The sequence below is a fragment of the Chitinophaga rupis genome (genome assembly GCF_900109685.1).
In the GTDB taxonomy this organism is placed as follows: domain Bacteria; phylum Bacteroidota; class Bacteroidia; order Chitinophagales; family Chitinophagaceae; genus Chitinophaga; species Chitinophaga rupis.
On sequence record NZ_FOBB01000005.1, the window covers coordinates 43,155 to 58,728 of the forward strand.

11 protein-coding genes are annotated in these 15,574 nt (G+C 47.9%); 8 read left to right on the plus strand and 3 right to left on the minus strand.

The annotated features are described in order from the left end of the window. The first annotated feature begins 12 nt into the window (after nt 1–12). The 5 genes from BMZ54_RS19640 to BMZ54_RS19660 all read left to right on the plus strand — a co-directional run bounded on the left by BMZ54_RS19640 (nt 13) and on the right by BMZ54_RS19660 (nt 7,242). Nucleotides 13–1,167, plus strand: coding sequence for a FecR family protein (locus BMZ54_RS19640; RefSeq protein WP_162277612.1), 1,155 nt, complete (start codon nt 13–15; stop codon nt 1,165–1,167). 108 nt (nt 1,168–1,275) lie between these two features. Beyond that, nucleotides 1,276–2,301, plus strand: coding sequence for a metallophosphoesterase (locus tag BMZ54_RS19645; RefSeq protein WP_089915922.1), 1,026 nt, complete (start codon nt 1,276–1,278; stop codon nt 2,299–2,301). 93 nt (nt 2,302–2,394) lie between these two features. After that, a complete protein-coding gene (locus BMZ54_RS19650; RefSeq protein ID WP_089915925.1) occupies nt 2,395–4,092 on the plus strand; it encodes a sodium:solute symporter family transporter in 1,698 nt (565 codons plus the stop codon). Nucleotides 4,093–4,451: 359 nt separating this feature from the next. Then, a complete protein-coding gene (locus tag BMZ54_RS19655) occupies nt 4,452–4,904 on the plus strand; it encodes a MarR family winged helix-turn-helix transcriptional regulator (RefSeq protein ID WP_089915928.1) in 453 nt (150 codons plus the stop codon). A 100-nt stretch (nt 4,905–5,004) separates the two neighbouring features. Further along, nucleotides 5,005–7,242 carry a monovalent cation:proton antiporter family protein gene (locus BMZ54_RS19660; protein ID WP_089915931.1) on the plus strand — a complete coding sequence of 746 codons (2,238 nt, stop codon included), beginning with the start codon at nt 5,005–5,007 and terminating at the stop codon, nt 7,240–7,242. A 312-nt stretch (nt 7,243–7,554) separates the two neighbouring features. On the opposite strand, the gene BMZ54_RS19665 is transcribed toward BMZ54_RS19660, so the two are convergent. Further along, nucleotides 7,555–8,370: a hypothetical protein gene (locus tag BMZ54_RS19665; RefSeq protein ID WP_089915933.1), complete on the minus strand. Its 816-nt coding sequence runs from the start codon at nt 8,368–8,370 to the stop codon at nt 7,555–7,557. A 200-nt stretch (nt 8,371–8,570) separates the two neighbouring features. Here BMZ54_RS19665 and BMZ54_RS19670 point away from each other — a divergent pair, with 200 nt between their 5' ends. After that, the gene (locus BMZ54_RS19670) at nt 8,571–9,215 is read left to right on the plus strand and encodes a DUF4136 domain-containing protein (protein WP_143081075.1); all 645 of its coding nucleotides are present in this window, start codon (nt 8,571–8,573) and stop codon (nt 9,213–9,215) included. A gap of 220 nt (nt 9,216–9,435) precedes the next feature. Here BMZ54_RS19670 and BMZ54_RS19675 read toward each other — a convergent pair whose 3' ends face one another. Both BMZ54_RS19675 and BMZ54_RS19680 read right to left on the minus strand, forming a co-directional pair. Continuing rightward, entirely contained in the window at nt 9,436–9,648 is a 213-nt protein-coding gene (locus BMZ54_RS19675; RefSeq protein ID WP_089915939.1) for a hypothetical protein, read from the minus strand. A gap of 270 nt (nt 9,649–9,918) precedes the next feature. Continuing rightward, nucleotides 9,919–10,179, minus strand: a complete 261-nt coding sequence (locus tag BMZ54_RS19680; RefSeq protein ID WP_089915942.1) for a hypothetical protein — start codon at nt 10,177–10,179, stop codon at nt 9,919–9,921. A 605-nt stretch (nt 10,180–10,784) separates the two neighbouring features. Here BMZ54_RS19680 and BMZ54_RS19685 point away from each other — a divergent pair. Continuing rightward, on the plus strand, nt 10,785–12,209 hold the full coding sequence (locus tag BMZ54_RS19685; RefSeq protein WP_089915945.1) for a sugar porter family MFS transporter: 1,425 nt from the start codon (nt 10,785–10,787) through the stop codon (nt 12,207–12,209). A 38-nt stretch (nt 12,210–12,247) separates the two neighbouring features. Beyond that, nucleotides 12,248–15,562, plus strand: a complete 3,315-nt coding sequence (locus BMZ54_RS19690) for a DUF5107 domain-containing protein (RefSeq protein WP_089915948.1) — start codon at nt 12,248–12,250, stop codon at nt 15,560–15,562. Nucleotides 15,563–15,574 lie beyond the last annotated feature (12 nt).

Below are 15,574 nucleotides of genomic sequence, written 5' to 3' on the forward strand. Positions count from 1 at the left end.
CTAATCGATCAAATGGAATATACTCAGGAGCATATTTACGAATTGCTGTTACGTAAAAAGAAAGGGAACATTAACCATGCGGATAATCAGTACCTGGAACAGCTAATGGCAGGCAACGAAGACGTTAGCCGCTTATGGGACGATATCAGGCTGCACGATTTTGATGAGGATGTCTGGTATGAGATCGAGGATAATGAAGCTGCCTGGCAAAAAATTGAACCGGAATTGCTGCAGCCACAACATAAGATCAGGCGGTTCCCGATCGTAAAATGGCTGGCAGCCGCCTGCGTGTTGGGCATTATGGCCACCGGCGCGTATTTTCTCCTGAAACCGGCTGCACCCATGTCAGGTGCAGAAATGGCGGAGGCAGCCTCCCACGCAAAGGGACTGCGCTTAAAGCTCTCCAACGGTAAAACCATTCAGCTCCCTTACAACGAACCTTCACAGCAGATCACAGCCGGCAGCGTAGCGCTGAATGCCGGCGCCAGAACCCTGCAGTATACTACAGAAGACCATACCATGGGTGGTTTGAATACCCTCATTGTACCGCCTAAAATGGACTACCGCCTGATTTTATCCGACGGTACGGAAGTATGGCTGAATGCCACTTCCACCCTGAAATTCCCCTTTGCTTTCCGCGAAGGCCGCAGGGAAGTGTATTTAGAAGGGGAAGGATATTTTAAGGTAACCAAAAATGCAGAAAAGCCTTTTATTGTACATACACCGCAAACAGAGGTAGAAGTGCTGGGCACAGAATTTAACATTAATACCTACAAAACCGGCATCACCAGCACCAGCCTGGTATCCGGCGCAGTAGCCACCCACTCAGGCCCGTCTACCCTGGTATTAAAACCCGGTCAGGAAGCAGTATATACCGAGCACCTGGGCTTTACTGTACAGCAGTTTGATAGCGAGGTAGTGCTGTCATGGATGAATGGCGTTTTCCAGTTTGATAATACCCGCCTGCGCGACCTGGCGCCGGTGATCAAACGCTGGTTTGGCATAAATGTGGTGTTTGATGATCAGTCACTGGCCAACGCACCCTTTACCGGTGTGCTGGATAAACACCATGATCTGCCCTTTTTCCTGAAAAATCTGAAAAACACAGGCGCAGGAATAGATTTCTATTATGACAACGAAACCCTGCACCTGAAAGAAACGCATTAATCGTATTATTAATAACCATTACAAGGGTGAGTATGGAAGCTTGAAGCGGCTTTTATATCTCACCCTTCACTTTTTAACAGGGCTGCGATAATTAGTATATTAGTTATCATGAAAGCAGCAGCTGATGGCCCGCATATCTTTTACGAAGGAAATACCATCCTGGTAAAGTCCATTACCGGCAGGCAGGGGAAACCGGTTGCAGCCCTTCAGTCCTTTCCCCTGGCAGAAAAAGACCGCATAACCGTTCACTGCACTTTCCCGGAGCACCCGGAATGGAACTTTTCCACCCCCTTACAGCCTGTTTTACAGCCGCAGCCATCTGTTTATCCGGCTGCCGGGAAGCTGTTAGCTATTTCAGACATAGAAGGCAATTTTAACGCCCTGCGCGACCTGCTGCTGGCCAATGGCGTAATAGACCATCAATACAGCTGGACCTTCGGAAATGGGCACCTGGTGCTCACTGGTGACTGTATGGACCGTGGCCCGCATGTAACGGAATGCTTATGGCTGTTTTACAGCCTGGAAATAAAAGCCAGGGAGCAGGGTGGTTACGTGCATTTTATACTGGGTAACCATGAGATCATGAACATGACGGATGACCTGCGCTATGTGCCTGAAAAATACCTGGCCAATGCACGCCTGCTGCAGCACGACTATACGCTTTGGTACAAGCCCCACACAGAGCTGGGGCGCTGGCTGGCCACCAAGAACATTATTGAAAAAATAGGCGCCGTACTGTTTGTGCATGGAGGTATCAGCAGCCTGGTAAATGCCTTACAGCTCTCCATCCCGGATATGAATGAGCTTTGCCGCCCCTTGTACTTTACGGGCAGACCGCCCTGGCATCCGGCCTTATACCTGCTTATGTACTCACCGGCTTCACCCTTCTGGTACCGTGGGTATGCCATTGGGCAGGCCACCCCGCAGGAGGTAAACGACACCCTGCAGCGGTTTAGGGTGCAGCATATTGTTATTGGCCACACTACGGTAAATAAATTAACTACCTTTTTTGAAGGGAGGGTAATAGATGTGGATACGCTGCATGCAGAAGGCATTTCAGAAGGTGTGCTGTTTGAAAATGAGGCCATTTACCGGGTAGATAAACAGGGGAGAAGGGACCCGCTTACCGGCTAATATTTTTCCCCATTTGCCTTATTTGATTACATTTATTTGAATAATTGTCGAATTGACAATATATTAGTACCGTTAATACTGTAATTCACCGTTATGAACAAACTCGCACTTATAGACTACGTTATTTTTATTATCTACTTCCTGGTAGTAGCTTCTTACGGATACTGGATCTACCGGCGTAAGAAAAAGACCAGCATGGATACCAAGGATTTTTTCCTGGCAGAGGGTTCCCTTACCTGGTGGGCCATTGGCGCCTCTTTGATCGCTTCCAACATTTCGGCGGAGCAGTTCATTGGCATGAGCGGCAACGGTTTTTCTGTAGGCGTGGCCGTAGCCGCCTATGAATGGATTGCCGCTATTGCGCTGATCATTGTGGCAGTGTGGTTTATGCCCGTTTATCTGAAGAACAAGATCTTCACCATGCCGCAATTCCTGAAAACCCGTTATAACGAAACGGTGAGCCTTATTATGGCTATTTTCTGGTTATTCCTGTATGTGTTTGTAAATCTTACCTCCATCCTGTTCCTGGGCGCCCTGGCCATTAACAGCCTGGTAGGCCATGGTAATTTTCATTTGATCATGATCGGGTTATCGGTGTTTGCATTGCTGATCACACTGGGCGGCATGAAAGTGATTGGTTATACCGATGTGATACAGGTGGCTGTATTGATCATTGGTGGATTAGCCACTACGTACCTGGCGCTCACTATGGTGAGTGAGCACTTTGGCCTGGGCAGCAATGTGCTGGCGGGTTTCCAGGCACTCATGAAAGATTCTCCGGATCACTTTAAAATGATCATGCAAAAGCCGGCTGCAGATGCACCGCAACATGAGATCAATAAATACCTGATGCTGCCCGGTTTATCAATGTACTTAGCAGGGCAGTGGATCGTGAACCTGAACTACTGGGGATGTAACCAGTATATTACCCAACGTGCGCTGGGGGCCAATCTGCAAACAGCCCGCAACGGTATCCTGTTTGCCGGTTTACTGAAGCTCATGATGCCTGTAATTGTAATGTTACCGGGTATTGCAGCTTTTGTATTATATAGAAATGGCGCCTTACAAAATGAAATGGCGCCGGGCGGACATTTTAATGCAGATAATGCCTATTCTGCTATCCTTGGATTTTTACCCACCGGCCTCAAAGGCTTGTCACTGGCGGCTTTAACGGCAGCCATCGTAGCATCGCTGGCAGGTAAGGCCAATAGTATTTCTACCATCTTCACACTGGATATTTACAAAAAATATGTTCGTAAAGAGGCTAATGAAAAGCAGCTGGTATGGACCGGCCGCCTGGTGATCGTAGCAGCAATGTTGCTGGCTATTTTATTTACCTGGAATGATCTGTTAGGTATTGGCGGGGAAGGTGGTTTTACTTTCATCCAGAAGTACACCGGTTTTATTAGTCCGGGTGTATTTGCCATGTTCCTGCTGGGCATGTTCTGGAAGCGCACTACCGGCGCCGCCGCAGTGGCCGGCATTATTACGGGCTTCGTTTTATCAGTGGTATTTAACAACTACGCACCACAATGGTTTGGTAATGAAACACTTTTATACACCGCATTTCCTAACGGGAAGGGCAAATACGAAATTCCGTTCCTTATTTGCATGGGATGGGCTTTCTTTTTCACCGTTTTAGTGATGGTGCTTATGAGTTTAGCGGGGCCTAAAGTGAATCCGAAAGCATTTGAACTGGATGCCAGCATGTTCCGTGTAAAGCCTGCAACTATGGTGTTAATTGTAATTACATTATTGATATTGAGCGCGTTGTATGTACGCTTCTGGTAATAAATTACAAAGGCGCAATGGCTTACTGCTATTGGGTTTCAGCCGTTATGCATTCAGCATGAAGAACTTAGAGAAAATAAAAAAGGCGGTAGGAATACCGCCTAATTTTTTAACCATATCCTATGAAAAACCTATAACAAAGATATACGCTTAGCCTTACCAAACATTATACAATTGGTGAAGTGTGAGTTTTATCTAGTAAACGTGAATATTTGGCCTTTCTTAACGAGGAGTTAACAAACTTTGCGCTAAAAAGAACGACAACGTGCATACGAAAATATCCCCCATTATCCCCCGGTTATCCTCAGCGGCTCAAATCCGTTACAACGTCTGTTGTGTTTTTGTTAACTTTGCGGTCTATGAGAATAGAAGAAGCCATTAAGCAGGGCAAGTTCAGCAATAATTTCCACAAGGCCCTGGTCAACCTAATATTCACCAGCAACTGGCTTCGGGATGCAAATGCCGAAATTTTCAAAAAATATGACATCCTGCCTCAGCATTTCAATGCTTTGCGTATCATCAAAGGCCGGCATCCCAAACCGGTGTCTGCAGGAGAGATCAAAGAAGTGTTGCTGGATAAGGCTAGCGACGTGACCCGTTTGCTGGATAAGCTGGTAAAACAGGGGTATGTAAAACGCCAGCTTTGTGAATATAACCGCCGCAAAATGGATATTACCATTACCCCCGAGGGCCTGAACCTGCTGGAAGAGTTGGAAACGCCCATGAAAGCATTCTACGAAGACCTGGGCACCCGCATAACCAGCGAGGAAGCACAGCAGCTCAGCGACCTGTTAGACAAAATACGCACCTAAGGAATTAAGAATGAGTAATTAATAATTAATTTGTGCTGCAATAGCATCGGCAGCATAGTTATCTTATTAGCTGTTATTTCCTGAACCTTTAATTGTTTGCATGCATTTACCCGCACTTATTACAGATCTGGCATTAATACTGGCGGCCGCGGCCGTTACAACACTGATCTTTAAAAAGTTGCGGCAGCCGCTGGTGTTAGGGTACATTGTAGCCGGCCTGCTGGTAGGGCCGCATGTATCGCTGGTGCCTACGGTAACAGACGAAGCCAATATTCAAACCTGGTCCGAAATAGGGGTTATTTTCCTGCTCTTTAGCCTGGGCCTGGAGTTCAGCTTCAAAAAGTTAATAAAGGTAGGAGGCAGCGCCTCTATTACCGCCGTTATAGAGGTAGTTATTATGCTGGGGCTGGGGTATGCTGCCGGGCATTTGCTGGGCTGGTCTACCATGGACAGCATTTTCCTGGGTGGCATCCTGTCTGTTTCCTCCACTACCATCATCATCCGCGCTTTTGAGGAGCTGGGCATTAAAGGCCAGCAGTTTGCCGGCCTGGTATTTGGCATCCTGGTGGTAGAGGACCTGGTGGCTATTGTGTTGCTGGTGTTGTTATCCACCCTGGCAGCCAGCCGGCAGTTTGCCGGCATGGAAATGCTAGGCTCTGTAGTGAAGCTGCTGTTCTTCCTCATCATCTGGTTTGTGTCAGGCATTTTTTTCCTGCCCACTTTGCTGAAACGCACCCGTAAGCTCATGAACGAGGAAACCCTGCTGGTTACTGCCATTGGCTTATGCCTGTTGATGGTGGTGCTGGCTACACAGGCTGGTTTTTCACCGGCCCTGGGCGCCTTTGTAATGGGTTCTATACTGGCTGAAACTACGCAGGCAGAAAAGATAGAACACCTGGTAAAACCGGTAAAAGAGCTGTTTGGCGCCGTGTTCTTTGTATCAGTGGGTATGTTAATAGACCCGGCCATGATCCTGAAATATGCCATACCGGTAGCCATTATCACCGTTATTACGGTAATGGGTAAGGTGCTAAGCACCACTATTGGCGCACTGGTAGCAGGGCAGCCATTAAAGCCGGCAGTACAGGCAGGTATGAGCCTGGCGCAGATAGGGGAGTTCTCCTTTATCATTGCCACGCTGGGCGTAACATTAAAAGTAACCAGCGATTTCCTGTATCCCATTGCAGTGGCAGTATCGGCCGTTACCACCTTTACCACTCCTTATCTCATAAAAGTTTCAGAGCCGGTATACACACGTATTGCAGCTATATTACCGCATCGCTGGAAGACCACATTAAACCGCTATAGCGCAGCTACACAAACCATTGCAGTGGTAAGCGACTGGAAGCAGGTGCTGCGTTCCTACTTCATGAACATCATCCTGTTCTCCGTGATCATTGTGGCTATTGTGCTGCTATCTGCCTATTACATATTACCTATGACCGGTGGCAACACACCGGACCATCACTGGGCACGTATTGCCACTGCGCTGGTAACCTTGCTGGTATTATCGCCTTTTTTGTGGGCGCTGGTATTCCGCGGAGCCGGCAGCCAGGCAGCTGCTAACATCTGGCAGCAAAAGAAATACCGGGGGCCGCTGGTGCTGCTGCGTACTTTGCGGGTAGCAGTGGCGGTATTCTTTGTTGGGTTTTCTGTAGACCAGTTCTTTTCCACCACGGTAGCCCTGGTGGTTACATTGGTTATTATAGGGTTGCTGCTGATATTTTCCCGCAGGCTGCAGGCATTTTATGGCACTATTGAAGCGCGTTTCTTTTCCAACTTCAATGAAAGGGATGCCCGCGTGGGCAGCATCAACAAACAGGTGCTGGCGCCCTGGGATGCGCACCTGGCTGTAATTGAGATACAGCCTACCTCACCTGCCATTGGCAAAACATTACAGGAGCTGGCCCTGCGTGAAAAATTCGGGACCAATGTAGCATTAATAAAAAGGGGGCGGCAACAATTTGCGGCACCGGGTGGTACGGAACGTTTATACCCGGGTGATGTAGTAACAGTAATAGGTACGGATGAGCAGATCACGCAGCTCAATCATTTCCTGGAAGAAGCAGATGGCAGTATGGAAGGAAAGGCCATGCAGGGGCATGATATTGTATTGCGCCGCTACCTGGTAAAGGAAGGCATGCCATTGTTCCGCAAAACCATCCGCGAAGCAGGCATCCGGGAGAAAACACAGGGAATGGTATTGGGTATTGAACGCAGCGGGCAGCGTATCCTGAACCCTGAATCTACCACGGTATTGGAAGAAGGAGATATTGTGTGGGTAGCCGGAAGTGATAAGGGATTATCGGAGTTTTTTAAGAGAACAGAGATCCGCTGATCTGATTACGAATTATCAATTACGAATTACGAAAAAAAAACAGCATGCAACTAAAACATTCGTAACCCGTAATTGAATAATCCGTAATTAAATCATCCCCCCCTTTAATTAGTTCAACACAACAAAATCACATTCGTAAATTACTTCAGCATAATGCAATCAATTCGTAATTACTCATATTATAATTACTTTCAATGGTATTCATGACGCTTCGCATTCCTAATTATTCACATTCATGATTTACTTTCAATGGCGTTCATGAATGCTTCGCATTTCGTAATTCGTAATTGATAATTCGTAATTAAAACAAACTCACTCGTAGCTCAGTTGTGTTGTCTCCCTGCTCCCGTCAGCACCATAAATGGCCGTTACGCTGGTTGGATATTGAGCGGTATTATATTCGTATTTATAGCTGGTCGTTGTTTTATCAGTACCCTGTGTGCTGATGATTTGTTCGGTTAAAACATTGTTGTTGGATAAAAAGGCCGGCATAATGTCGGTAATGTAACACAGCCCATTGATGCGCTGCTGTGGATTCAGCTTTTTATCATAGCTGTACAACACAGTGCTGCTAAGCGCAAAGTTGCCACTGGTGCCCATTCTACCGTAATTATCCATCTGGATCACATTGCCTGCATTGTCCCAGGTGTAAGCCTGGTAATTATGATTTTCAAAATGATTGTTTACGTTTTTGCCGAAAAAGTAACGGGCGGTAATATGGCCGGTTTCGTTATATACCAGCGAATCATAAGCCTGGACGGTGCCTTCAGTATAATAACGGATCTTCTCTATGCGGCTGTAATCATCGGTGTAATCAAAAGAAGAAAAGAGCTGGCTGTCTTCCCCGTTCGCCCGGTCAGATACCAGGGTGCTTACCAGGCGGCCGCTTTCATACACCGGAATGCGTATATCGGTATACGTTTCTTCTACGGTGCGCTGTATGCGTGTTAGCCTGCTAATGGCATGCTGCGGATTGTAAGTGATCAGTGTAGTACTGGCATGACTGTTAATAGCTTGCAGGAAGGGGCGATCCGTATTACCCTCGTCATTGTTCCGGAATGATGTTAATGCGATGGCAGCAACTGTGGCAACCAGGGCCGCCCCCTCCTTAAAGCTGTTGGTCTTCATAGGTGTACAAGTCGGTTAATAGGAATATTGGAATAGTGACGTTTCAAAAATAATAAAAAACAGTAATATGTAGATATGGCATTTTAGTGGGATCTGTTGCCGGGCGGGATGAACATTTTATACACCGTACTGTTATAAGTATAACCATGCCACCCTAATGAAGAACTGTCGTACGCTACCATTCACATAAAATGATCGTAATGAGAAAGTTGCGGGTTGTTATGCTCGGTATAGGCATTGTTTTGGGCGCCTGCTCAGGTTCCACACGTATCACTGGCTCCTGGAAAAACCCGGAAGCCAAACCAGCTGCAAAAAGTTATAACAGCGTTTTTATTGCTGCCATGATCCGCAATCCGGAAGTGCGCGTGAAGCTGGAAAATGCCCTGGCCGTGCAGGCTGATATGCGCGATATTAAACCCGTCAAGAGTTCAGATTATTTATCTCCCCGTTTTGTAGAAATCCGTATGCCGGAGCGGCAGGAGCTGGTACAGAAGATCCAGGCCAGCGGTGCACAAGCTATTTTTACCGTATCCTTATTAGACAAGCGTAGTGAAACCCGTTATGTACCGGGCGCCATTACATATGCGCCGGTGCCTGCTTATGGATGGTACCGCGGCTTTTATGCCTATTATGCGCACTGGTATCCCTGGGTATATGATCCGGGATATTATGTAAAGGAAAGAACGTATTTCCTGGAGGCTAACCTTTATGATGCGGGTAATGAGCAGCTGTTATGGTCTGCCCAGTCTGAAACTATTAATCCTGCCAGTGTAGATCAGTTCGTGCGGGAATATCCGCAAAAGCTGGTCGCACAGCTGCTTAAGGACGGAGTTCTTAAGAATTAATACTAAAGAATGAATAATTAATAATCGTAGGAAAAGTACTTCACTAAATGTGTAGATGTGCAAATATGCAGAGGTGCAAATGATAAGTGATCTGCTCATTTCTGCATTATCAGAATAACATTCTTAGTCATCTATACATCCGCATATTTGCACACCTTCCACCTCTTCCACCTCTCGCACTCCCGCTATACGATTATTAATTATTCATCCTTAATTATAATTAGTACTTCATCGTGGTATCCTTCTTCTTCCAGTCCTTGTCTTTTTTCATTTTGTCCCCTTTCATTTTGTGTTTTCTCATGGAAGTGTCCCGCATAGAGGTGTCTTGCTGGTATGAACTTGTTGCTGCAACATTATGAGGCATGGTGCCCTGGGCTATAACAAGGCCTCCAAAGGCCATTGCCAAGCCTAAAACGGTGAGATGCTTTTTCATGACTTAAATTTTTATGATGAGTGATAAAATTCTTTTACCTATCAAAAGTTAATGCCTTGCTTTCTTTTAGAAATAACGGCTACCCGCTGCCAGGGGGAACCCTTTGTAAATTACAGGTTGTATACGGTCGCCAGGAGTAATAAAGCGGTAATGTGGAATTTTAAACACGGATTGTAAACGAATTCCCCCTTGCGTGTTAAAGCTGTACCAGCGAATACATTTACAATCCATGTGTTTTCTGAATTTGAGGTCAATCAACAAGCGAGGTTCTTACTGATCTTTGTCATTACCTTGTTTAGGGTCCCATTCAATGTTGTCAGCTTCTTCGTCTGACAGATCATTCTCTTCCAGGTCCGCTTCATCCAGGTCTGGTGTGTCATCATTTTCTTCGTCTTCCTCGTCCTCATTGGAGATATCCTGTGACCTTAGATCCTGGTCGTCCTGCGTATTAAGACCTGAATTTTTGCTGTTGGAGGGGTCCTGCAGGTCATTGTCCTGCTGACGCGGTTCGGTTTGTTTTTTCGTTTGCATAGTATAAATTTTAAAAGGTGATTGCTTTATTTTTCTTTCATAGTACCCTTCCTGCCACGGTAAGGCCACACGATATAAATGATCACTAACAAAAGGAAAATACCCAGCACAACTAATGAAGTAAGCATAACATTGAGTTTTGGTTACAATATGCTTATACAAGCATCAGGCCAGCCCAAACAGCAGCAGCCACAGGCGTAACACTCAAAATGGCCTAACCTTTTTAATGGACAATATTATTATCAGGTTACAGGGGTAAAACAGAAAGGCACCTGGAAATACCTTAATTATAAAGGGTTTTAGCCCTTTTTGCATGGCGGTGGGATGATGTACAAAAAGCGCAAGTAACAGCCTGGTAAAAATGCGGACAGGAGTAGTAATAGCGGGAAATGACCGCGCAAACTATTGTAGTGAAATGCGCGTTAATGCCTGTCAATATTGATGTTGCGGCAAAGGTGTTCATATGATTTATAACAGATCACACCTTTATAAAAGCAGTGCTGCCGGTATACATTAAAGGGCAAAAAAAATCGAAAAATTGTCCATCAATTGAAAAAGAATCTCTATTGTCAGCAGGCTGGGGGATAACGTAATTTAGCGTTGTTATGAAAAACGATACGTACAACCACCTTTACCTGTTTATTATTTCCATGATCTCCGCAATGGGCGGGTTCCTTTTTGGGTACGACTGGGTAGTGATAGGAGGGGCTAAACCCTTTTACGAACGCTTTTTTGGTATCACCGGATCACCGGCTGCACAGGGCTGGGCCATGAGCTGTGCCCTGGTAGGCTGTTTGGCAGGCGCGGCTATTTCGGGTATCCTCAGCGACCGGTATGGCCGTAAAAAACTGCTGATGCTGTCTGCTGCCTTGTTTCTGGTGTCCTCCTGGCTCACAGGTGCAGCGCATTCTTTCCAGAGCTTTGTGGTCTATCGCATTATTGGTGGCATTGGTATTGGCCTGGCCTCCAACCTGTCGCCTATGTACATTGCAGAAGTTACGCCAGCCCATTTGCGGGGCAAATATGTATCCATTAACCAGCTTACACTGGTAATAGGCATCCTGGCTGCGCAGATCTTTAACTGGCTGATAGCAGAACCGGTGCCTGCCGGCGCTACGGACGACTTTATCCTGCGGTCCTGGAACGGGCAAACCGGCTGGCGTATTATGTTCTGGGCTGCGCTGGTGCCCTCTGCATTATTCCTGCTGCTGCTGATCTGGTTACCGGAAAGCCCGCGCTGGCTGGCCACTAAAAATTATAATGACAAAGCCCGGCAGGTGCTCACCAAAATAGGCGGCGCAGCCTATGCGCAGGCAGAGCTGCAGGCCATTACACAAACTGCGGACGGCGATACCCGGGTGCGCTTACAGCAGCTGCTGAAACCGGGCGTATCGCGTATCCTGCTGATAGGGATCATCATCGCGGCATTTCAGCAATGGTGTGGCATCAATGTTATTTTCAATTATGCGGAGGAAGTATTTGCGGCTGCCGGTTACGGTGTATCGCAGATACTGCTAAATATTGTGATCACCGGCGGCGTGAATTTAATATTTACGCTGGTGGCCATGTACACGGTAGACCGTTGGGGCCGGCGCCGTTTAATGCTGATCGGGGCTGGTGGTTTGGCTATGATCTATGCCATTATGGGTCTGTTATACTTTATGCATTTCAGCGGCTGGCCTTTGCTGCTGCTGGTGGTAATGGCTATTGGCTGTTATGCTATGTCGCTGGCGCCGGTAACCTGGGTGGTGCTGTCAGAGATCTTTCCCAACCGCTTACGGGGTAGTATGATGTCTATAGCTACACTTTCCCTCTGGGCGGCCAGCTTTGGGCTTACATACACCTTTCCTTTACTGAACAGCGCCCTGGGCGCCTCCGGCACATTCTGGGGCTATGGGGTGATCTGCATTGCAGGTTTTATATTTATCAGGAGCACTTTACCCGAAACAAAAGGCAAAACGCTGGAGGAGATAGAACAATCCATTGGCACAACGGCTACTGCAGACAACCGGCATTTTGCCGCTAATTAACAAGCGTACATTATCTCATTTAAATACAACAATTTGTTATGGAAGTTAAAGCCTGGCAGCAGGCCGTTCGCATCCCAACCTATGGTATCGGGCAGCCTGAGAAACATCCGGTATTCCTGGAAAAAAGAGTATACCAGGGCAGCAGCGGTGCCGTATATCCGTACCCGGTAGTAGAGAAAATACTGGATGAAAAAACGGACCAGGAATGGCAGGCCGTTTTCCTGGAAAATGATTACCTGCTTATTATGATCCTGCCGGAACTGGGCGGCCGCATACAACGCGCCTATGATAAAGTAAAACAACGGCATTTTGTATATCATAACCAGGTTATAAAACCTGCGCTGGTAGGCCTTACCGGCCCCTGGATCTCCGGCGGCATAGAATTTAACTGGCCCCAGCACCACCGCCCCGGTACGTATGAGCCGGTTGACTGGAGCATTGAACGCTTCCCGGATGGCAGCGTAACAGTATGGTGCAGTGAGCTGGAAAGGATGTTCCGTACCAAAGGCATGGCCGGTTTTACGTTGTATCCAGATAAGGCGTATATGGAAATAAAAGTGCAGCTCTACAACCGTACCCCGTTACCGCAAACTTTTTTATGGTGGGCCAACCCCGCCGTGCATGTGAATGAGCACTACCAGTCTGTATTTCCACCGGATGTACATGCGGTGTTTGATCATGGTAAGCGTGATGTGTCGCGCTTTCCGGTAGCTACAGGCACTTATTATAAAGTAGATTATTCAGCCGGTGTGGATATTTCCCGCTACCGTAACATACCCGTGCCTACTTCTTACATGGCCATTACCTCTGACTACGATTTTGTAGGCGGTTATGAGCATGATACGCAGGGTGGTTTGCTGCATGTGGCCAATCATCACGTATCGCCCGGTAAAAAGCAGTGGACCTGGGGTAATAGTGATTTTGGACTGGCCTGGGACCGCAACCTAACGGATGAAGACGGGCCATATATAGAGCTGATGTGCGGTGTGTACACCGACAACCAGCCGGATTTTTCCTGGCTGATGCCCTACGAGGAAAAAAGCTTTACGCAGTACTTTATGCCTTACAGCCAGGTTGGGCTGGTGAAAAATGCCAGCAAAGACCTGGTGATGAACCTGGAGGTAAGTAACGGCACAGCTATGCTGAAGCTTTACGCTACCGGCGTTTTCCCGCAAAGCCGCATTGTGCTGTATGACCAGGGTACGGAGATCTGGAGCCGCACAGCAGACCTGTTGCCCGCCGCTTACCTGGAAGAAGCCATTGCGTTAACAGATGCCGGCGAAAGCACCCGTTACCGCATTGCCATTTATAACCAGCAGGGTAAGCTAATGCTGGAATGGCAGCCAGCACCGGATACTATACAAGCCATGCCCCTGGCAGCCCGCGCTGCACAGGCGCCGGCAGATATAACGGAGATAGAACAGCTGTACCTTACCGGCCTGCACCTGGAACAATACCGGCATGCCACTTTTAACCCGGTAGATTATTACCAGGAAGGCCTGCGCCGCGATCCGGGAGATGTGCGCTGCAATAATGCCCTGGGGAAATGGTACCTGCGCCGTTTGTTGTTAGAGGATGCAGAAAAATGTTTCCGCCGTGCTATTGATACTTTAACCACCCGGAACCCTAACCCTTATGATGGAGAGCCCTATTACAACCTGGGCCTGTGCCTGCGCTGGCAGCAGCGTTTAACGGAAGCTTACGGCGCCTTCTATAAAGGCGCCTGGAATGCAGCCTGGCAGCCCGCCGGTTATTACCAGCTGGCGCTGATATCTGCTACCCACCAGCACTGGGACGCTGCGCTGGACGAAGCCACCCGCTCCCTGCACGGCAACTGGCATCATCATAAAACACGCCACCTGCTGATCAGTATTTTACGGCAGCAGGGCAAACAGGCAGCAGCGCTGGAATTAGCCAATGCATCCCTGCAGCTGGATCATTTTAATACCGGTGCGCATTTTGAAAAATACCTGCTAACGAACGATCAAAAAGTATTGCAGGAGCTGCAGGTATTGTTACGCGGCAACATTCACAACTACATAGAGTTTGCATTGGATTACCAGGCCGCAGGCATGTATGCGGAAGCATTGCAGCTGCTGCAAACGGGTATTGACCAGCAAACCAGCGTATACCCCTTAGCGTGGTATTTTATGGCATCCGCTGCATGGGAAGCCGGTGATACAACAGCTGCGCACAGCTACTGGAAAAAAGCAGCACAGGCTGCGCCGGATTATTGTTTCCCGCATCAGCAGGAGGCTGCCCTGGCCTTACAGCTGGCGATACAGCAACACCCTGAAGATGCGCGTGCACCTTATTACCTGGGCAATTACTGGTACCATTTCCGCCAGTATGAAAAAGCCATTGCCTGCTGGGAAAAAGCCCGGCAGCTGGACGACCGTTTTACCACTGTGCACCGTAACCTGGCCTTAGCGCTGTATAACAAACGTAACCAGCCTGCAGAAGCCACGGCCAGCCTTGAAAAAGCTTTTGCGCTGGATGAAAGCGATGCCCGCATTTGTATGGAGCTGGACCAGCTGTACAAACGCCTGAATAAACCGGCCGCCACCCGCCTGCTAATGCTGGAAAAATACCCAGCGCTGGTAAATGACCGTGACGATCTGTTCCTGGAAAAGATCACCTTATATAACTTGTTAGGCCGCCATCAGGAAGCCTATGACCTGCTGATGCAGCGCAACTTTCATCCCTGGGAAGGCGGCGAGGGAAAGGTAACTTTCCAGTACGTGTATAGCCTGGTTTCCATGGCCAAGGCAGCCATTAACGCAGCTGACTATACGAAAGCATTGCAGCTTCTGGAACAGGCACGCCAATACCCGCATAACCTGGGAGAGGGCAAGCTGTATGGCGCGCAGGAAAATGATATTGATTACTGGAGTGGCTGCGCCTATGGCGGTTTGGGAAAAACCGCAGAAGCCAAAGCCTGCTGGGAGCGTGCTGCTACCGGGCAGGCCGTACCTTCGGCCGCTATGTATTATAACGATCAGCAGCCGGATAAGATCTTTTACCAGGGCCTGGCCCTGCTGCGGCTGAACCGTACTGCAGAAGCGCACAGCCGGTTTAATAAGCTGATAGATTATGGGGAGCAGCATTTATTTGATGATGTAAAGATCGATTACTTTGCCGTGTCACTGCCTGACCTGCTGATATGGGATGATGACCTGAACCGCCGTAACCGCCTGCATTGCCACTACCTGATCGGTTTAGGGCAGCTGGGATTGGGTAAAAAGCCGCAGGCTAAAAAAATGTTTGAGCAGATCCTGACAGCAGATCAGTATCATACCGGTGCGCATATTCACCTGGGAATGGTGTTGCAGCCTACTTTACAATTGAATTAAGCGTGTAGTTTG

What these genes read in the sequence shown, in the direction of transcription:
- BMZ54_RS19685 (WP_089915945.1), top strand. Translation starts at nt 10,785, where the DNA reads ATGAAAAACGATACGTACAACCACCTTTACCTGTTTATTATTTCCATG.
- BMZ54_RS19660 (WP_089915931.1), top strand. Translation starts at nt 5,005, where the DNA reads ATGCATTTACCCGCACTTATTACAGATCTGGCATTAATACTGGCGGCC.
- BMZ54_RS19680 (WP_089915942.1), bottom strand. Translation starts at nt 10,179, where the DNA reads ATGCAAACGAAAAAACAAACCGAACCGCGTCAGCAGGACAATGACCTG.
- BMZ54_RS19670 (WP_143081075.1), top strand. Translation starts at nt 8,571, where the DNA reads ATGAGAAAGTTGCGGGTTGTTATGCTCGGTATAGGCATTGTTTTGGGC.
- BMZ54_RS19650 (WP_089915925.1), top strand. Translation starts at nt 2,395, where the DNA reads ATGAACAAACTCGCACTTATAGACTACGTTATTTTTATTATCTACTTC.
- BMZ54_RS19655 (WP_089915928.1), top strand. Translation starts at nt 4,452, where the DNA reads ATGAGAATAGAAGAAGCCATTAAGCAGGGCAAGTTCAGCAATAATTTC.
- BMZ54_RS19665 (WP_089915933.1), bottom strand. Translation starts at nt 8,370, where the DNA reads ATGAAGACCAACAGCTTTAAGGAGGGGGCGGCCCTGGTTGCCACAGTT.
- BMZ54_RS19690 (WP_089915948.1), top strand. Translation starts at nt 12,248, where the DNA reads ATGGAAGTTAAAGCCTGGCAGCAGGCCGTTCGCATCCCAACCTATGGT.
- BMZ54_RS19645 (WP_089915922.1), top strand. Translation starts at nt 1,276, where the DNA reads ATGAAAGCAGCAGCTGATGGCCCGCATATCTTTTACGAAGGAAATACC.
- BMZ54_RS19640 (WP_162277612.1), top strand. Translation starts at nt 13, where the DNA reads ATGGAATATACTCAGGAGCATATTTACGAATTGCTGTTACGTAAAAAG.
- BMZ54_RS19675 (WP_089915939.1), bottom strand. Translation starts at nt 9,648, where the DNA reads ATGAAAAAGCATCTCACCGTTTTAGGCTTGGCAATGGCCTTTGGAGGC.